At 65.8% G+C, this 17,505-nt stretch carries 16 protein-coding genes; 10 read left to right on the plus strand and 6 right to left on the minus strand.

What is annotated here, in order from left to right; all coding sequences use genetic code 11:
* Positions 1 to 10 precede the first annotated feature (10 nt).
* The 3 genes from GJ698_RS08260 to GJ698_RS08270 are packed head-to-tail and all read left to right on the plus strand — an operon-like array spanning position 11 to position 5,669.
* On the plus strand, positions 11 to 1,312 hold the full coding sequence (locus tag GJ698_RS08260) for a TolC family protein (protein WP_154357146.1): 1,302 nt from the start codon (positions 11 to 13) through the stop codon (positions 1,310 to 1,312).
* Positions 1,309 to 2,532 (plus strand): efflux RND transporter periplasmic adaptor subunit, encoded by a 1,224-nt coding sequence (locus tag GJ698_RS08265; RefSeq protein ID WP_154357147.1) that lies wholly within the window; start codon positions 1,309 to 1,311, stop codon positions 2,530 to 2,532. The genes GJ698_RS08260 and GJ698_RS08265 overlap by 4 nt, the downstream gene beginning before the upstream one ends.
* Positions 2,529 to 5,669: an efflux RND transporter permease subunit gene (locus GJ698_RS08270; RefSeq protein ID WP_154357148.1), complete on the plus strand. Its 3,141-nt coding sequence runs from the start codon at positions 2,529 to 2,531 to the stop codon at positions 5,667 to 5,669. The genes GJ698_RS08265 and GJ698_RS08270 overlap by 4 nt, the downstream gene beginning before the upstream one ends.
* Here GJ698_RS08270 and GJ698_RS08275 read toward each other — a convergent pair.
* Positions 5,581 to 6,249, minus strand: a complete 669-nt coding sequence (locus GJ698_RS08275) for a cation efflux transmembrane domain-containing protein (protein ID WP_154357149.1) — start codon at positions 6,247 to 6,249, stop codon at positions 5,581 to 5,583. The two genes, GJ698_RS08270 and GJ698_RS08275, sit on opposite strands and share 89 nt — an antisense overlap.
* Before the next feature lie 60 nt (positions 6,250 to 6,309).
* On the opposite strand from GJ698_RS08275, the gene cadR reads away from it, so the two are divergent.
* On the plus strand, positions 6,310 to 6,708 hold the full coding sequence (gene cadR, locus GJ698_RS08280) for a Cd(II)/Pb(II)-responsive transcriptional regulator (protein WP_154357150.1): 399 nt from the start codon (positions 6,310 to 6,312) through the stop codon (positions 6,706 to 6,708).
* 98 nt (positions 6,709 to 6,806) lie between these two features.
* Positions 6,807 to 7,928 (plus strand): mechanosensitive ion channel family protein, encoded by a 1,122-nt coding sequence (locus tag GJ698_RS08285; protein ID WP_154357151.1) that lies wholly within the window; start codon positions 6,807 to 6,809, stop codon positions 7,926 to 7,928.
* A gap of 5 nt (positions 7,929 to 7,933) precedes the next feature.
* Here the strand turns inward: GJ698_RS08285 and GJ698_RS08290 are convergent, their stop codons facing one another.
* Positions 7,934 to 8,440: a hypothetical protein gene (locus GJ698_RS08290; RefSeq protein ID WP_154357152.1), complete on the minus strand. Its 507-nt coding sequence runs from the start codon at positions 8,438 to 8,440 to the stop codon at positions 7,934 to 7,936.
* A gap of 120 nt (positions 8,441 to 8,560) precedes the next feature.
* Between GJ698_RS08290 and GJ698_RS08295 the strand changes: the two genes are divergently transcribed.
* Positions 8,561 to 9,553 (plus strand): OmpA family protein, encoded by a 993-nt coding sequence (locus GJ698_RS08295; protein WP_154357153.1) that lies wholly within the window; start codon positions 8,561 to 8,563, stop codon positions 9,551 to 9,553.
* Here the strand turns inward: GJ698_RS08295 and GJ698_RS08300 are convergent, their stop codons facing one another.
* Together GJ698_RS08300 and GJ698_RS08305 are read right to left on the minus strand one after the other, a co-directional pair.
* Entirely contained in the window at positions 9,554 to 10,492 is a 939-nt protein-coding gene (locus GJ698_RS08300; RefSeq protein WP_371865199.1) for an AEC family transporter, read from the minus strand. It abuts the gene before it with no gap.
* Between the two features lies 1 nt (position 10,493).
* Positions 10,494 to 11,360: an alpha/beta fold hydrolase gene (locus GJ698_RS08305; protein WP_154357154.1), complete on the minus strand. Its 867-nt coding sequence runs from the start codon at positions 11,358 to 11,360 to the stop codon at positions 10,494 to 10,496.
* A gap of 149 nt (positions 11,361 to 11,509) precedes the next feature.
* Here GJ698_RS08305 and GJ698_RS08310 point away from each other — a divergent pair, with 149 nt between their 5' ends.
* From GJ698_RS08310 to GJ698_RS08320, 3 genes are read left to right on the plus strand one after another with little or no spacing between them, the layout of a single operon-like run.
* A complete protein-coding gene (locus GJ698_RS08310; RefSeq protein ID WP_154357155.1) occupies positions 11,510 to 12,196 on the plus strand; it encodes a gluconate 2-dehydrogenase subunit 3 family protein in 687 nt (228 codons plus the stop codon).
* Positions 12,197 to 12,198: 2 nt separating this feature from the next.
* Positions 12,199 to 13,938 carry a GMC family oxidoreductase gene (locus tag GJ698_RS08315; protein ID WP_154357156.1) on the plus strand — a complete coding sequence of 580 codons (1,740 nt, stop codon included), beginning with the start codon at positions 12,199 to 12,201 and terminating at the stop codon, positions 13,936 to 13,938.
* The gene (locus GJ698_RS08320; protein ID WP_154357157.1) at positions 13,935 to 15,257 is read left to right on the plus strand and encodes a cytochrome c; all 1,323 of its coding nucleotides are present in this window, start codon (positions 13,935 to 13,937) and stop codon (positions 15,255 to 15,257) included. Before GJ698_RS08315 ends, GJ698_RS08320 begins: the two co-directional genes overlap by 4 nt.
* Here the strand turns inward: GJ698_RS08320 and GJ698_RS08325 are convergent.
* A complete protein-coding gene (locus tag GJ698_RS08325; protein ID WP_154357158.1) occupies positions 15,254 to 16,438 on the minus strand; it encodes an NnrS family protein in 1,185 nt (394 codons plus the stop codon). The two genes, GJ698_RS08320 and GJ698_RS08325, sit on opposite strands and share 4 nt — an antisense overlap.
* A gap of 142 nt (positions 16,439 to 16,580) precedes the next feature.
* Between GJ698_RS08325 and GJ698_RS08330 the strand changes: the two genes are divergently transcribed.
* The gene (locus tag GJ698_RS08330; protein WP_154357339.1) at positions 16,581 to 16,781 is read left to right on the plus strand and encodes a DUF3079 domain-containing protein; all 201 of its coding nucleotides are present in this window, start codon (positions 16,581 to 16,583) and stop codon (positions 16,779 to 16,781) included.
* Here GJ698_RS08330 and GJ698_RS08335 read toward each other — a convergent pair.
* Positions 16,772 to 17,449, minus strand: coding sequence for a Crp/Fnr family transcriptional regulator (locus GJ698_RS08335; RefSeq protein WP_154357159.1), 678 nt, complete (start codon positions 17,447 to 17,449; stop codon positions 16,772 to 16,774). The genes GJ698_RS08330 and GJ698_RS08335 overlap by 10 nt on opposite strands.
* Between the last annotated feature and the right edge of the window lie 56 nt (positions 17,450 to 17,505).

Genomic DNA, 17,505 nt, shown 5'->3' on the forward strand with positions numbered 1-17,505 from the left:
TGGAGGTTTTATGCTGTCCCGATTTTCCGCGCCTGGCCGCGCGCGTTCCCGCCATGCGGGTGCGAAGCGGCTGCTATGGTTGTGCGCTGCGCTGTGCGGCGTTGTTTCGGCGGCCGAACCGCCGCTCACTCTGGCCGAGGCGCAGCGCCTCGCCGTTTCACGCTCCCTGCAACTGCAAGGACAGCAGCGCGCCGTCAGCGCTTCACGCGAGATGGCGGTCGCCGCCGGCCAGTTGCCGGACCCGGTGCTGAGCGCCGGCATCGACAACCTGCCCGTCAGCGGCGAGGACCGCTACCGCACCGGCGCCGATTTCATGACCATGCGCCGCATCGGCCTGTCGCAGGAACTCACCAGCGGCGACAAGCGCCGGCTACGTGCTGCCCGCTACGAAGGCGAGGCGCAAAAAACGCTGGCCGAACAGGAACTGACCCACGCCGCCGTCGAACGCGATACCGCGCTGGCCTGGCTGGACCGCTACTATGCGCAGGCCGCAACGGCGCTGGCCGCGCAACTGGTGTCCCAATCGCAGCTGGAGATCGCCGCCGCAGACAGCGCCTATCGCAGCAGCCGTGGCTCGCAGTCAGATGCGCTGTCCGCGCGCGCCAGCCTGGTGCTGGCCCAGGACCGCGCCGCCGACCTGTCGCGCCGCGAGCGGGTGGCCGGCATCCAGCTGGCCCGCTGGACCGGCCTGGCCGCCGACGCGCCGCTGGCGGAAAAGCCAGACATCGCCGCGCTGCCGTTCGATCCTGACGGCTTGACCACCGCCCTCGCCCACCATCCGGACATCACGGTCATGAAGGCGCAGGCGGACATCGCCCGCATCGATGCCAATCTTGCGAAGGCGGCCCGCGGCACCGACTGGACGGTGTCGGTCGCCTTCCAGCAGCGCGGCGGCGCGTATTCCAATATGGTGTCGGTTGGCCTGTCCGTACCGCTGCAATGGGACCGCAAGAACCGCCAGGACCGCGAACTGGCGGCGAAACTGGCGCTGGCCGACCAGGCCGACGCCGATCGCGACGAAGCCCTGCGCAGCCATCAGGCCGAAGTCGCGGCCATGGTTGAGGAATGGCGCAGCAACCGCCAGCGCCAGGACCGTTACAGGCAGGAGCTGCTGCCGCTGTCCACCAGCCGCGCGGAAGCCGTCCTTGCCGCCTACCGAGGCGGCAAGGCCAGCCTGGCCGACGTGCTGGCCGCGCGCCGCAGCGACACGGAAGCACGTCTGCAAGCATTGCAGCTGGAAGCCGACACCGCCCGCCTCTGGGCACAACTCAATTTTCTACAGCCGGGTCGCCCCCTCAAGGAAGCACCATGAAACAGAGCACGATGATGATATCGCTGGCGATAGCCGCCAGTCTGGCCGCAATCGCCGGCTACCAATTCGGTACGCGGCATGCCCAGCCGGTACAGGCCGCCGCCGCGCCAGCGCCACAGGAAAAGAAAGTCCTGTATTGGCACGATCCCATGGTGCCCGGCCAGAAATTCGACAAGCCGGGCAAGTCGCCGTTCATGGATATGCAGCTGGTGCCGGTGTACGCGGACGACAGCGTCAAGGACAACGGCGTCAGGATCGATCCGCGCATCCAGCAAAACCTCGGCATCCGTACCGCCACCGCAGAAATGGGCCGGCTGGCGGCGCCACTGGCGGCGGTTGGCACAGTCGCCTACAACGAGCGCGATGTGGTGCTGGTACAGGCGCGCGCCAACGGCTACATCGAACGCCTCCACGTGCGCGCCCCGCTCGATCCGGTGCGTCAGGGACAGGCCTTGGCCGACGTCTACATGCCGGACTGGGTGGCCGCGCAGGAGGAATACCTGGCCGTGCGCCACATGGTCGGCGCCGACAGCCTGCTGGACGCGGCACGCCAGCGCATGCGCCTGGCCGGCATGAGCGATGCCCAGATCCAGCTGGTGGACAGCAGCGGCAAGCTGCATCCGCGCCTGACCATTACGGCGCCCGCCTCCGGCGTCGTCACGGAACTGAACGCGCGCGAAGGCATGACCGTGGCCGCCGGCGCGCCGCTGTTCCGCATCAACGGCACCGCCACCGTGTGGATAGAAGCCGAAATCCCCGAGCAGGCGGCGGCGCAGGTGCGCGCCGGCGTGCCGGTGGAAGCCCACGCAGCGGCCCTGCCGGGCGTGACGTTCAAGGGTAATGTCAGCGCGCTGCTGCCGGAATTGAATCCCGCAACGCGCACGATCAAGGCGCGCATCGAACTGGCCAATTCGTCACGGCGGCTGACGCCGGGCATGTTCGTCAATGTCAGCCTGCATTCTGCGGCCGGCAGCGACATGCTGTTGATTCCTTCCGAAGCCGTGATACGCACCGGCACGCGCACCATCGTCATGGTGATGCAGGAGGGCGGCGGCTTCGCGCCGGCGGAAGTGGAAGCCGGCGCTGAAGCGGACGGCAAAACCGAAATCCGCAGCGGCCTGCATACGGGTGACAAGGTGGTAGTATCCGGCCAGTTCCTGATCGATTCGGACGCCAGCCTGCACGGCACGGCCATGCGCATGGATGGAGCACGGCCATGATCGCCCGTCTGATACGCGCCTGCATCGCCAACCGCGTACTGGTGCTGCTGGCGGCCCTGGTGCTGAGCGCATGGGGCGCGTGGGCGCTGCTGCGCACGCCGGTGGACGCCATTCCCGACTTGTCCGACGTACAGGTGATCATCCGCACCACGTATGCCGGCCAGTCACCGCAGATCGTCGAGAACCAGGTGACCTATCCGCTCACCACCACCATGCTGTCGGTGCCGGGAGCAAAGACGGTACGCGGCTATTCCTTCTTCGGCGATTCCTTCGTCTACATCCTGTTCGAAGACGGCACCGATCCTTATTGGGCCAGGACGCGCGTGCTGGAATACCTGAACCAGGTGCAGGCAAGGCTGCCAGCGCAGGCGCGCGCCGCGCTGGGGCCGGACGCCACCGGCGTCGGCTGGATCTACGAATATGCGCTGGTGGATCGCAGCGGCAGGCATGACCTGTCGCAGCTGCGCACCTTGCAGGACTGGTTCCTCAAATACGAGCTGAAGACGGTGCCGAATGTGGCCGAAGTGGCCAGCATCGGCGGCATGGTGCGCCAGTACCAGGTGCTGCTGGACCCGGCCAAGCTGGCCGCCTATGGCATTCCGCACGCGCGCGTGATCGATGCGATCCGCAAGGCCAACCAGGAATCCGGCGGCTCGGTCGTGGAGCTGGGCGAAGCCGAGTACATGGTGCGCGCCAACAGCTATCTGCAATCGCTGGATGACTTCCGCAAGATTCCCCTGTCCGCCACCGCAGCCGGCGCTTCGGTGCGGCTGGGCGATGTGGCGCGGGTACAGGTCGGCCCCGAAACGCGGCGCGGCGTCGCGGAACTGAATGGCGAAGGTGAAGTGGCCGGCGGCGTGATCATCATGCGGTCCGGGAAAAACGCGCAGCAGACCATCGCCGCCGTCAAAGCCAGACTGGAAAAATTGAAGGCCAGCCTGCCGGCCGGCGTGGAGATCGTGACCACCTACGACCGTTCGGCGCTGATCGGCCGCGCGGTCGACAACCTGCAACACAAGCTGATCGAAGAATTCATCGTGGTGGCCGTGGTATGCGGGCTGTTCCTGCTGCATGCCCGTTCGGCGCTGGTGGCGATCGTCTCGCTGCCGCTCGGCATATTGGCCGCCTACACGGTGATGTACTACCAGGGCGTCAACGCCAACATCATGTCGCTGGGCGGCATTGCCATCGCCATCGGCGCGATGGTCGATGCGGCGGTGGTCATGATAGAGAACGCCCACAAGCATATCGAAGCATGGCGCCACGCGCATCCGCAACAGGATCTGGCCGGCGGCGAACACTGGCGCATCATCGGCGACGCGGCGGCCGAAGTTGGCCCTGCCCTGTTCCTGTCGCTGCTGATCATTGTGCTGTCCTTCGTTCCGGTGTTCGCGCTGGAGGCGCAGGAAGGCCGCCTGTTTGCGCCGCTGGCCTTCACCAAGACCTACGCCATGGCTGCCGCCGCCGCGCTGTCGGTGACGCTGATCCCGGTGCTGATGGGTTATCTGATACGCGGCCGCATTCCATCAGAACAGCGCAATCCTCTGAACCGCAGGCTGATCGCGGCCTACCGTCCGGTGCTGGACCGCGTGCTGCGCTATCCGAAAACGACGCTGCTGCTGGCGGCCGCCCTGGCGCTGGGCAGCGTATGGCCGCTGACGCGGCTCGGCGGCGAATTCATGCCGCCGCTGGATGAAGGCGATCTGCTGTACATGCCGTCGGCACTGCCGGGAATCGGCATCGGCAAGGTGTCCGGGCTGCTGCAGCAGACGGATCGGCTGATCAAGACCGTGCCCGAGGTGGACAGCGTGTTCGGCAAGGCCGGCCGCGCCGACACCGCCACCGATCCGGCGCCGCTGGAAATGTTCGAAACCACCATCCGCTTCAAGCCGCGCGACCAATGGCGCGCCGGCATGACGCCCGATAAGCTGGTCAAGGAACTGGACCGCGTGGTGCAGGTGCCCGGCCTGTCCAACATCTGGGTGCCGCCGGTCCGCAACCGCATCGACATGCTGGCTACCGGCATCAAAAGCCCTGTCGGCATCAAGGTCGCCGGCATGGACTTGCGCGAGATCGACCGCCTCACCGGCGAGATCGAACGCGCGGTCAAGGAGGTGCCGGGCGTATCGTCGGCGCTGGCGGAGCGCCTCACCGGCGGCCGCTATATCGATGTCCGCATCGACCGTGACGCGGCGGCGCGCTACGGCATGAATATCGACGACGTGCAAAGCATCGTCGCCAGCGCCATCGGCGGCGACAAGGTCGGCGAAACGGTGGAAGGCCTGCAGCGCTTCCCGATCAACGTGCGCTATCCGCAAGCGCTGCGCGATTCGCTGCAACAGCTGCGGCAACTGCCGGTGCTGACCGAGCGCGGCGCGCAAATTCGCCTGAGCGACCTGGCCGCCATCGACATCGCCGACGGGCCGTCCATGCTCAAGAGCGAGAATGCGCGGCTGTCAGGTTGGGTCTACGTCGACATCCACGGCAGTGACCTGAGCGGCGCGGTGCACGCGATGCAGCAGGTGGTGGCGGACAAGGTACGGCTGCCGCCGGGGTATTCGGTGTCGTGGTCCGGCCAGTTCGAGTATCTGGAGCGGGCCACGGCACGGCTGAAAATCGTGGTGCCGCTGACGCTGGCCGTGATCTTCGTGCTGCTGTACCTGACCTTCCGCCGTCTGGACGAGGCGGCGCTGATCATGGCCACGCTGCCGTTCGCGCTGGCCGGCGGCGTGTGGCTGCTATGGTTGCTGGGACATCACCTGTCGGTGGCCAGCGGCATCGGCTTTATCGCGCTGGCCGGCGTATCGGCGGAATTCGGCGTGATCATGCTGCTGTACCTGAAGACCGCGTGGGAACGCCGCGTGCAGGATGGTGCGGTGTCGGCCGACGACCTGCTGGCCGCCATCGGCGAAGGCGCTGTGTTGCGCGTGCGGCCAAAGGCCATGACGGTGGCGGTGATCGTCGCGGGCATGGTGCCGGTGATGCTGGGCGGCGGCACAGGCTCGGAGATCATGCAGCGCATCGCTGCGCCGATGGTGGGTGGGATGATCACCGCGCCCTTGTTATCGATGCTGGTGATGCCGGCGGCGTATCTGCTGCTGCGCCGGCGCGCAACTCGGCCCGCGCCTGGCGGATGACCTGGCGCGCGGCGCTGAGCGCCAGGCAGCCCATCACCGCCGCCACAACCAGGTCCGGCCAACGGCTGCCGCTGCCGAACACGCCCAGCGCCGCCAGCATCACGGCGACGTTGCCGATGGCGTCGTTGCGGGTGCATAGCCACACGGAACGCATATTGGCGTCGCCGTCGCGCCAGGCGTACAGCAGCAGCGCCACGGTGCCGTTGGCCAGCAGCGCGGTCAGGCCGATGGCGCCCATCACCGCCGGCGCCGGCACGCTGCCGGTGGCCGAGTCCCACGCCACCTTGGCCAGCACGAAACCGCCGTAGGCCGCCATGGTCAGCCCCTTGGCCATGGCGGCGCGGGCGCGCCAGCCCAGCGTCGCCCCCAGCACCAGCAGCGACACGGCGTAGTTGCCGGCGTCGCCAAGGAAGTCGACCGCGTCGGCCAGCAAGGCGGCCGAGTCGCCGCGCAGGCCGCCGGCCAGCTCCACCACGAACATCAGCGCATTGACCACCAGCGCAATCCACAAAATACGACGATAGCGCCGGTCCACCACCGGCTTGGCCGGCGCGCAGCCGCCAGAACAGCACCCAGACATGCATCCTCCCTTGATGTATAGTCGTCATTAGAAACCCTGAAGTCACTACAAGGTCAAGCCATGAAGATTGGAGAACTGGCCGGCCAGACCGGCTACACCGTCGAAGCCATTCGCCACTATGAACATGCCGGACTGCTGCCCAAGCCCGCGCGCTCGGCCGGCAATTACCGCGTCTACGAAGAGCGACACCTTAAGCGCCTGCAGTTCATTCGCCACTGCCGCGCGCTGGACATGGGGCTGGAAGAGATCCGCACCCTGCTGGCGGTGCGCGACCAGCCGGAACAGAGCTGCGCGGCGGTCGACGCCATGCTTGATGTGCATATCGCCGAGGTGGGCGAGCGCATCGCCGGCCTGCGCGCGCTGGAACAACAGCTGCTGGCCCTGCGCAGCTTGTGCGGCATCAGCCAGACTGCAAGAGATTGTGCCATCCTGCAATGTCTCGGCGAGGTTGCTGACTAGAAAGCGTAATGCCCTTCGCATGTGGTGCAACGAACAGAGCATCGCCGCCTGTGCGCCTAGGATGAGCAAGTCTCAGCCTCATCGAACAGGAGTACGGTTTGAATATTCAACGCTATCTTGCCCCATTTTCCCACGTCGACGGCGAGGAGCTGATGATTGCAGCTGCCGCCGCCGCCATTACCTTCTTCGCCATCTACGGCCTGCTGCGGCTGCTGCGCCGGCGGCTGTGCAAGCATGACGAAGCGGGCCGGCCGGACCGCCCTGCGGTGCAGCTGTTCAAGGAAACGCTGAACCGCACCAGCATGCTGGCGGTGCTGGTGGTATCCCTGCTGGTCGGCCTGAAGATGCTGGAGCTGCCGCCGATCTGGGAAGAACGCCTCGGCCACCTGTGGTTCATCGTGCTGGGCTTCCAGCTGGTGCTATACCTGGACCGCGCAGCCACGCTGGGCGCGCGCCGCTACTTCCGCAACCACGCCGAGAATCCCGACTCGCCGACCACCGTCGCCAACACGCTGATGGTGTGGGCGCTGAAGACCACCGTGTGGGTGATCTTCATGCTGGCGGCGCTGTCCAACCTCGGCATCAATGTCTCGGCGCTGGTGGCCAGCCTGGGTATCGGCGGCATCGCGGTGGCGCTGGCGGTGCAGAATGTGCTGGGCGATCTGTTTGCATCGCTGGCGATCGCGGTCGACAAGCCGTTTGAAGTCGGCGATTCGATCGCCATCACCAACGTCTCCGGCACGGTGGAGCATGTGGGCCTGAAGACCACGCGCATCCGCGCCGACAGCGGCGAACAGGTCGTCATCGGCAATGCGGAGTTGCTGAAGAACCAGGTGCGCAACTACAAGCGCATGCAGAATCGCCGCGTGCAGTTCTCGCTGCGCATCAATCCCGCGACGCCGGCCGCGCTGGCGGCCAAGGTGCCGGATGCGCTGCGCGCCGTGGTCGAACGCCAGCCGGACGTGCGCGCCGATCGCGTGCACCTGAAGTCCATCAGCCAGGATGCGCTGGAATATGAGCTGGTGTTCTACATCCTGAATTCATCGTACGCCAACTTCATGAACGCCCAACAGGCGGTGCTGCTGGGCGCACTGGAAGTGTTCAGCGAGCTGGGTGTGGACGCCAACGCGCCGACACGCCGCCTGCTGTTCGAGCGCGGCGCGGAGGCGGCCAACGAAGCGGCGCAACCGGAGCGCCGCGCGCAGGTCCGCCCGCACTAAGCGCATTAAGGCTTGAGCTTTTCATCCTCGGCCTGGGCCTCCTGCATGGCGTCCGGCTCCAGTTCCTCGGCCGAGCGATTCAGGTAGACGAAAGCGCCCCACGCCGCCAGCAGCACACCCACGCTGGCCACCAGCGCCGCGACGTACAGCAAATCGCCAAGGTCGTCGTGCACTGCGTGGAAGGTGGCGACCAGTCCTTCGATGGCCAGCGCCACCACCACAACCACGAAGAAGCGAGACAGGAAGCGCCGCACACGCGTCGGTGCGCTGATGTCGGCATCGCGCACCACCTCTTCTTCGATGATGGTCTCGGCGATTTGCAGCGCCACCACGGCGGCGGCCAGGATGCCGATCGCCTCGATCACCTCCTGCACAGCCGTCAGGCCGTTATCGGCGTGCAGGGCATGCCAGCCAAGTTGTGCGCCGATGACCAGCAAGGCCAGCGCACCGGCAGTGAACAGCAAGGCAATCAGCGCGTGCACCACGCCAAACGCCAGCATCAGTTTTTTCATTGTGGATACTCCCGCAGTTAATTGCTGGATTGTAGAGCGCGTTGCCTGTCCGAATCGTGCGCTAGAGCACATAGAATGTTCCTATAATTGCAATAATTATTAACTTTACAAGGCATTGTCATGCGAAGTCTCCTCCTGTTGTTGAGCGCGGCTCTGGCCTCGTCTGTGTATGCGGCCATGCCGACGCAGGACACCGCGAAGGGCGGCAAGGACCATCCGCTGCTGTCGCGCTTTCCGGAATCGAAACTGGTGGGTTATGAAGCCAGGGAATTCGATGAAGTGACGCTGCCCGCCGGCAAGCGCATCTTCGGCAAGGACCGCCAATACAGTTTCCAGAACACGGCCGTCGTTGAAGGCAAGTACACCCGCCTCGCCTACAATTTCCCGCAAAACCGCTCCGACGTCGAGGTGATGCGCAACTACCAGAGCGCGCTGGAAAAGGCCGGCCTCAAAACCGTGTTCACCTGCGCCAAGGAGGCTTGCGGCGACGAGTTCGGCGGCTACATTCAGAGCAAGCATCTGAGTAATAACTTCATCGACGGCGGCCAGCAGTACGAGCCGTTCATCTATGGCGCGCGCGACGGCCGCTACCTGCTGGCCAAGGGCACGACCAGCGACGGCACGCTGGTGCACGTTGCCGTGTGGGTGGTGCCGTCCGTGCAGAACCGCAACGGCGGCCTGTATCTGCAGATCGTCGAAGGCAAGCCGATGGAAGGCGACAAGGTCAGCGTCAACCTGAACGCGAGCGAGATGGCGAAGAGTATCGCGACGGAGGGCAAGGTGGCGGTGTACGGCGTCTACTTCGATACCGACAAGAGCGACGTCAAGCCGGATTCCAAGGCGGCGCTGGGCGAGATGGCCAAGCTGCTGCAGCAGAATCCGCAACTGAAGGTGTACGTGGTCGGCCACACCGACAACCAGGGCGCGCTGGCGCACAACGTCGACCTGTCGCAGAAGCGCGCCGACGCCGTGGTCAAGGCGCTTGCCACCGACTACAAGATCGATGGCAAGCGCCTGGCCGCCAAGGGCGTCGCCTCCTACGCGCCGGTAGCCTCCAACGACGCCGAAGCTGGACGCGAAAAGAATCGCCGCGTGGAGCTGGTCAAGCAGTAATCAGCCGGTGGTGCGGAACCAGCTGACCAGCACCGAGATGGTCAGCACCGACACCACCGTCGATACGAGGATGCTGCCGGCGATGCCGCCCGCCTCGCGCTTGTACATTTGCGCCAGCATGAATGGCCCGGTACCGGTCGGCAGCGCGGCCAGCACCACGGCCAGGCCGGTCATCGACGGCGACAGGTGGAATACATATTCCGCCAGCAGCCAGGTCAACGCCGGCTGGCCGACCAGCTTGAGCGCCACCTGCGCGCTCAACGCTGGAATCTGCGGCCGGCCGCGCTGGTCGGCGATGAACAATCCCAGCGACACCAGCGCGCACGGACTGGCCGCATGCGCCAGCAACGACAGGAAACGGTCCGCGCCTTCCGGCAGCGGCGGCGCGAAGCCGGCGTACAGCGCGCCGAGCACGGGCGACAGCAGCATGGGGTTCTGCGCCAGCGACCAGCCGACCTTGCGCAATATGCCGGCTATGCTGCCGCCCTCGTTTACGCCCAGTTCCACCACCGTCACCGCAATACCGAACAATACGCACACCGTCAGGATTGCGGTGATCGTCGCCGGCATCATGCTCGACGGCCCGAACGCCGCCAGCGCCAGCGGGAAGCCGATGAAGCCGACATTGGCATAGGCGGCATTCAGCCCTTCCAGGCTGGCGTCGGCCAGCGCGCCGCCGCGCAGGCGGCTCACCGCCACCGTCAGCGCATACACCGCGCCGCTGGCCAGGCCGAAGGCGGCGATGAAGCCCGGCTGGTCCAGCTGCTTCCAGCTGGACTTGGCCATGATCTGGAACAGCAGCGCCGGCATGCCGAGATAGACCACGAAGCGGTTCATCTCGAAGGCGCCGGCCGCGCCCATCCAGCCGCGCACCCGCGCCAGCCAGCCGACGCCGATCAGCGCGAAGATCGGCAGGACGATGGAAAACAGAACCTGCACGTTATCCCTTCCAGCCAAGCAGGAAGTCCAGCAGCGCTTCGTTGACGAGCTGCGGCTGTTCCTCCTGCGGCAGGTGGCCGGACTGCGGAATCGATACGGTGCGCAGGTCGCTGGCCATTTCGGCCCAGACCTGCTTCATGTCGAACATCTTGCCGACGGCGTGGAAGTCCTCGCCCCACAGGGCCAGCGTCGGGCAGGCGATCTTGATGTCCTCGTCGACCTTGTCCTGCGCCACGTCTTCGATGATGGCGCGGTAGTCGGACATGGCGCCGCGCAGCGCGCCCGGACGGCGGTAGGCTTCGACATAGGTGTCGAAGGCCTTGCCATCGATCGCCAGCGGGTTGTAGCACCAGTCCGAGAACAGGTGACGCAGCCACAGGTCTTCGCGGCCGGCGATCAGCGCTTCCGGCAGGTCCGGCACCTGGTTGAAGATGAAGAACCAGTAGGACTTGGCCAGCGCCGGCGAGAACTCGCGCGCCACGATGCGGGTCGGCACGTTGTCCATCACCACCAGGCGGTCCAGCAGCTCCGGATGGTCCTTGGCGAAGCGCGTGGCCACGCGGGCGCCGCGGTCGTGGCCGACCAGCGCGATCTTCGGAATGTCCAGTACCTTCAACAGCTCCACCAGGTCGTTCGCCATATTGCGCTTGTCGTAGCCGCCGGCCGGCTTGTCGGTTTCGCCGTAGCCGCGCAGGTCCGGCGCGATGACGCGATAGTGCTTGGCCAGTTCGGGAATCTGGAAGCGCCACGCGAAGTTCGTCTCCGGGAAGCCGTGCAGCAGCACCACCGGCGCGCCCTTGCCCGCCTCCAGGTAATGCTGGCGGATGCCGTTCGCCTGCACGGTATGGTGTTTGATTTCGATGCTCATAAAGTCCTCGCGGTTGAATAGTCATGCGATTAAATCAGTACGGCGTGTGAACCGACACTATCTTTGGATGAGCACTTTTGGCAGAGGAAGAACCATTGGACGCGGCCTACACTGCACGACATTGACAGCTTTGCAAGGCAGGAAAACACATGACCGAGTCTCATCCCCTCAAGCGGCGCGATTTCCTGCGCGGCGCGGCCGGCGTGGCGCTGGCCTCCGGCATGGCGGCCGCCGGCGGCGCGGCGCCTGAAGCCAAGGCATATGTGCCAGCCTATTTCACGGCGGCCGAATGGGCCTTCATCAACGCGGCGGTGGACCGCCTGATACCCGATGACGGCAATGGCCCCGGCGGCGTGGCCGCCGGCGTGCCGGTATTCCTCGACAAGCAGATGCAGCTCCCCTACGGTTATGGCGCCTACTGGTATATGCAAGGCCCCTTCCATCCCGATTCGCCGCCAACGCTGGGCTACCAGCTGCGCCAGACGCCGCGCGAGTTGTACCGCGCCGGCATCGCCCTGATCGAACGCGCCGCGGCGCACGCGCACGGCAAGCCCTTCGCCCGGCTGGACGCCGCACAGCGCGACGCGCTGCTGACGCAGGCCGACGGCGGCCACCTGCAGGAAGACGGCGTGATGGCAGCCGCCTTCTTCGCGCTGCTGCTGCGTAACACGCGCGAAGGCTTCTTCGCCGATCCCATCTACGGCGGCAACAAGCAGATGGCGGCATGGAAGATGGTCGGCTTCCCCGGCGCGCGCGCCGACTTCACCGATTTCATCGACCAGCAGGGACGCAAATATCCCTACGGCCCGGTGTCCATCGACGGATCGCGAGGCTGACCATGAAACCAGTGGATGCAGTCATCATCGGCTACGGCTGGACCGGCACCATCATGGCCAAGGAGCTGACCGACGCTGGCCTGTCGGTGCTGGTGCTGGAGCGCGGCCCCGAACGCGACACCGCGACCGACTTCGACTACCCGCGCATCGCGGATGAACTGAAGTACGCCGTGCGCGGCGACCTGTGGCAACCGCTGGCCGGCGAAACCGTCACCGTGCGCCACAAGCCGGGCGAAATCGCCGTGCCGTATCGCCAGTACGGCTCCTTCATCCTCGGCACCGGCACCGGCGGCGCCGGCGCACACTGGAACGGCCAGCAGTGGCGCGCCTCGCCCAACGACCTGCGCATCCGCAGCGTCTACGAAGAACGCTACGGCAAGAAGTTCATCCCGGACGACATGACGATCCAGGACTACGGCATCAGCTTCGAAGAGCTGGAACCGTACTTCGACCACTTCGAAAAAGTGACCGGCGTGGCCGGCACCGCCGGCGGCAATCCCTACGAGGGCAAGCGCAGCAACCCGTTCCCGCAGCAGCCGCTGGCGCCGATCCTGAGTTCCCAGCTGTTTGCCAAGGCCGCGCGGGAACTGGGCTACCAGCCGTTCGCCGTGCCGGCAGCGAACAGCACCGCCGCCTACACCAATCCCTACGGCGTGCGCATGGGACCGTGCAATCTGTGCGGCTTCTGCGAGGGCTTCGGCTGCTTCCTGTATTCGAAGGCGGCGCCGCAGACCACCATCATTCCGATACTGAAGGGCCGCAACAACCTCAAGGTGCTTCACAACGCCTACGTTACCCGCATCCTGCTCGACGGCAGCGGCAAGCTGGCCACCGGCGTGCGCTATATCGACGCCAACGGCAAGCAGGTCGACCAGCCGGCGGCGATGGTGGTACTGGCCAGCTTCCAGCTGAATAATGTGCGCATGCTGCTGTTGTCCGGCATCGGCAAGCCTTATGATCCGGTCACCGGCAAGGGCGTGGTGGGCAAGAACTACGCTTACCAGATGGTCAGCAGCACCACCGCGTTCTTCGACGAGAGCGTCAACATGAATCCCTTCATGGGTGCGGGAGCGGCCGGCCAGCAGGCCATCGACGACTACAATGCCGACCACTTCGACCATAGCAAGCATGGCTTCGTCGGCGGCGCCATGATCTTCGCCGGCGCCACCGGCGGCCGTCCCATCGTGCAGATGCCGCTGCCGCCGGACGCGCCGCGCTGGGGCAGCGGCTGGAAGAGTGCGGTGCGCAAGCACTATGCGCATACCAGTTCCGTCGCCACCATGGGTTCCGTCATGTCCTACCGCGACCGCTACCTGGACCTGGACCCGACGTACCGCGACGCCCACGGCGTGCCGCTGCTGCGCATGACCTTCGACTGGCATCCGAACGAATACAAGATGACCGCCTTCACCTCGGCGCGGGCGGCGGAAATCGTCTCCGCCATGAAGCCGCAACGGATGTCGCAGCGCATCCTCAAGCCGGGCGACAGCTACGACGTGCGCGTCTACCAGTCTACCCACAACACGGGCGGCGCCATCATCGGCACCAATCCGTCCAACAGTGTATTGAACCGGTATTCGCAATGCTGGGACGTGCCGAACGTGTTTGTGTTCGGCGCCTCGTCCTTCCCGCAGAACATCGGCTACAACCCGACCGGCCTGGTGGCGGCGCTGACCTACTTCGCCGCTGCAAAGATCCGGTCCACCTACCTGAAAACCGGCGGAGCATTGGTGCACGCATGAACAAACGTAACCTCTTCATCGGCGCCGTCGCGGTGCTGGTGGTCGGCCTGCTTGCGGTGATCGGCGCCACCCGCTGGTCCGACGCGCGCGCCGGCGCGCATCCGCAGGCCTCGGCCGTTACCGGCGAGATGATCTCGCGCGGCGCCTACCTGGCGCGCGTGGGCGATTGCGCCGCCTGCCACAGCGTGCAGGGCCAGCCGCCCTATTCCGGCGGCCTGCGCATGGAGACGCCGATCGGCGCCATCTACACCAGCAATATCACGCCGGACCGCCAGCACGGCATCGGCAACTATACGCTGGCCGACTTCGACCGCGCGCTGCGCTACGGCGTCGCCAACGGCCATACGCTGTATCCGGCCATGCCGTACAGCGCCTATTCCAGCACCACGCCGGAAGACGTGGCCGCGCTGTACGCCTATTTCACCCGCGAGGTGCAACCGGCTGCCGTGCCACGGCGCGAGAACGAGATTCCCTTCCCGCTCTCCATGCGCTGGCCGCTGACCATCTGGCGCCTGGCCTTCGCTCCCGAGCCGCGCGCCTTCCAGCTGCAAACCGGCGACGCCATGCTGCGCCGCGGCGCCTATATTGTCGAAGGCCTGGGCCATTGCGGCGATTGCCATACGCCGCGCGGCCCGATGCTGCAAGTACGCGCGCTGGGTGTGGCCGATGGACCGGCCTACCTGTCCGGCGCCATCATCGACGGCTGGCACGCGCCCAGCCTGCGCAACGGCGACAGCACCACCATCGGCGCCTGGAGCGAGGCGGATATCGCCCAGTTCCTGCGCACCGGCGCCAACCGCCACGGCATCGCCTTCGCTTCGATGAATGAGGTAATCGCCAACAGCACGCAATTTCTCAGCGCCGAAGATGCGGCTGCGGCGGCGCACTTCCTCAAGTCGCTGAACGATCCGGCCGCCGGCAAGGGCAAGTATGCCTATGATCCCGCCGTCAGCCAGTCGCTGCGCAACGGCGACGCCAGCGCGCGCGGCGCCCAGCTTTACCTGGACAACTGCGCCGCTTGCCATCGCCCCGACGGCAAAGGCTACGAGGGCGTGTTCCCCGCGCTGGCAGGCAATCCTGTGGTGGCGACCGCGCCGTCCAACTCCGTCATCCGTATCATTCTGGAAGGGATGACCACGGCGCGCACCGCCGGCACGCCGGCGCAGTTCTCCATGCCGTCGTTTTCGCGGCGCCTGAGCGACCAGGACGTGGCCGATGTCGCCACCTTCGTGCGCGGCAGCTGGGGCAATCGTGGCGCGCCGGTGGAAGCGGCCGACGTCAAGCGCCGGGCGGCGGCGCGCGAGGAAGCAAAGCCTTAGCCCGGTTTTCCGTCAACGCGGGCGCGCGACAGATACGGCAAGTAGACCACCGCATAGGCGATGAAGGCGGCGGTCCAGCACACAGCGCTGGCGATCAGCAGCAGGCCATGCGGCGTGTCGATGCCGAGCGCAGAGGCCACACGCGCTGCGGCGCTCAGCTGGATCAGGATGAACATCGCGCGTTCGGCGCGGCCGGCCTTCAGCGGGCGGCCGGTGTGGCCCAGCGTGGTGCGCGTGATCATGCCCAGTATCAGGCCGGCCATCGATCCAACCGTCAGCGCATGGAAGCCGGCGCTGGCGCTCACCCACTGCCAGCGCGACAACGCCAGCAGCACCAGGCCCGCCGCGATCCACGCATAGGACAGGTGCATAATCCACAGCAGCGGCACCGACAGCGTGCGCAGCGCCTGCCAGCGCCACAGGCGCAGCAGCACAAGGACCGCCGCAACCAAGGCCACCAGTGCAAACAGCCAGCCTGGCGAACCGGCCACCCAGCTCACCGCCGTGGCGGCGATCAGCAGCAGCGACAGACGATCCAGCCTGGGCTGCACCAGCGGTGCAGTACCCGGCGCGCCGTTGCGGGTGAACATGGGGATGATGCGCGTGCCGATGGCCGCTTCCATCATCACGACCATCAGGATCGCCGCCTGCACCGGCAAGGTGGGCGCCACGGCCAGCCAGCCCAGCGCGATCGCATGAAACACGCCGTTCGCCAACGCCATCAGTCCCAGCAGGCCAACCAAAAAGTAGTTACGCTTGTTGTTCGCCTTCTGCATCACGCGGAACAGCGGCCAGGCGGCGGCCGGCAGGAACAGCCAGTCGATGACGGCGGCGGCCAGCGGTGGCGCGGCCAGCATCGCCACGCGGCCCGCCAGCCACAGCGCCACCAGCGCCGCCAGCCGGCCGCGCACCGGCGTCCAGAAACCGGTCCAGTTATAGCCGGCGGTATAGAGAAAGCCCACCACCACCGCAGCCGCCATGCCGAACACCATCTCGTGCATATGCCAGGTGAAGCCGATGTGCAGGCCTTGCGGCAGCACACCGAAATACTGCGCCATCCACAGCGGAATCGCCAGCGCGGCAAAGATTGCGGCCACCATATAGAAAGGACGGAAGCCGAGGCGCCATATGGGATGGCCGGCCAACGCACGTGCCGGTTCGTCGATGCGGAGCAGTGTCATGATTGAATTCCCTTGAAGGTATTCCTCATTGTCCGCGCCATGCATGCGCCGGTGAAGCGGCACGTTCGAAATGCATAATCTGGATCAAGAAAACCGGAATCAGGACTCGCCTGTCAGCGACCGTGTGCAGTATGCTCGAAACATGGCCAAGCCTTTTCCCATCCGTCCGGCGCGCCCCGAGCTAATCTGCTGGGGATGCGACCGCTATTGCGCGCACGACGCCATGGTTTGCGGGAATGGCGCCGACCGCACCCAGCATCCGATCGAAACGTTTGGCGAAGGCTGGGACACCTTCGGCCTCAATGCGCCAAAGCCGCAACAAGACCCTCCTACTCAGGCGTGAGCGCGCAAGGCCTCGACGTCCAGAATGCTGATCGTGCGTCCTTTGAAGGTAATCAGCCCGAGCGCGGTCAGCTCGGCGAGGATGCGCGAGAAGTGTTCCGGCGTCAGGCTCAGACGCGAGGCCATCACCGCCTTGGTGACCGGCAGCGTCACCTGGGTGGCATCAGGCGTCGCCAATTCCTTCAACAGATAGCCGACCACGCGCTGCGTGCCGGTACGCAGCGCCTGCGACTCCATGTCGCACATCAGCGCGTGCATGCGCTGGCTCAGACCCGCCAGCATTTTGCAGGCGAATTCCGCATCGTGATGGATCTCGCGGTAGATCGCAGGCTTCGATACGTGCAGCAGCAAACTGTCTTCCGTGGCTTGCGCCGAAACGATGTACGGACTGCCCATGAACATCAAGGCCTCGCCAAAGCTCTGCCCCGGGCCGATCAACTCCACCACTTTCTCCACACCGCCAGCCGAGGTGAAAGACAGCTTCACCTGGCCATACAGCACCTGGTGAAAACCCACGCAAGGATCGCCACGCCGGAAAATCTGTTCGCCGCGTCCGACGCGCACTTCGGTGGTGCCGAGCGCGATGCGATTCAATTCTTCCGGCGCCATGGAGTTAAATAAAGGCACCCGCGCCAGAAACTCCTGCAGCTTGATTTTTCGCTTGTCCATGGCGATATCTTAATCCATCAACGCCCACATACGAAAATGGACGGCCAGATCAAGAA

This window comes from Duganella aquatilis (assembly GCF_009674565.1).
Lineage (GTDB): Bacteria > Pseudomonadota > Gammaproteobacteria > Burkholderiales > Burkholderiaceae_D > Rugamonas > Rugamonas aquatilis.

Coding starts and splice junctions, on each gene's coding strand:
- GJ698_RS08260 (WP_154357146.1), top strand. CDS start 11: ATGCTGTCCCGATTTTCCGCGCCTGGCCGCGCGCGTTCCCGCCATGCG.
- GJ698_RS08265 (WP_154357147.1), top strand. CDS start 1,309: ATGAAACAGAGCACGATGATGATATCGCTGGCGATAGCCGCCAGTCTG.
- GJ698_RS08270 (WP_154357148.1), top strand. CDS start 2,529: ATGATCGCCCGTCTGATACGCGCCTGCATCGCCAACCGCGTACTGGTG.
- GJ698_RS08275 (WP_154357149.1), bottom strand. CDS start 6,249: ATGTCTGGGTGCTGTTCTGGCGGCTGCGCGCCGGCCAAGCCGGTGGTG.
- cadR (WP_154357150.1), top strand. CDS start 6,310: ATGAAGATTGGAGAACTGGCCGGCCAGACCGGCTACACCGTCGAAGCC.
- GJ698_RS08290 (WP_154357152.1), bottom strand. CDS start 8,440: ATGAAAAAACTGATGCTGGCGTTTGGCGTGGTGCACGCGCTGATTGCC.
- GJ698_RS08295 (WP_154357153.1), top strand. CDS start 8,561: ATGCGAAGTCTCCTCCTGTTGTTGAGCGCGGCTCTGGCCTCGTCTGTG.
- GJ698_RS08305 (WP_154357154.1), bottom strand. CDS start 11,360: ATGAGCATCGAAATCAAACACCATACCGTGCAGGCGAACGGCATCCGC.
- GJ698_RS08310 (WP_154357155.1), top strand. CDS start 11,510: ATGACCGAGTCTCATCCCCTCAAGCGGCGCGATTTCCTGCGCGGCGCG.
- GJ698_RS08315 (WP_154357156.1), top strand. CDS start 12,199: ATGAAACCAGTGGATGCAGTCATCATCGGCTACGGCTGGACCGGCACC.
- GJ698_RS08320 (WP_154357157.1), top strand. CDS start 13,935: ATGAACAAACGTAACCTCTTCATCGGCGCCGTCGCGGTGCTGGTGGTC.
- GJ698_RS08325 (WP_154357158.1), bottom strand. CDS start 16,438: ATGACACTGCTCCGCATCGACGAACCGGCACGTGCGTTGGCCGGCCAT.
- GJ698_RS08330 (WP_154357339.1), top strand. CDS start 16,581: ATGGCCAAGCCTTTTCCCATCCGTCCGGCGCGCCCCGAGCTAATCTGC.
- GJ698_RS08335 (WP_154357159.1), bottom strand. CDS start 17,449: ATGGACAAGCGAAAAATCAAGCTGCAGGAGTTTCTGGCGCGGGTGCCT.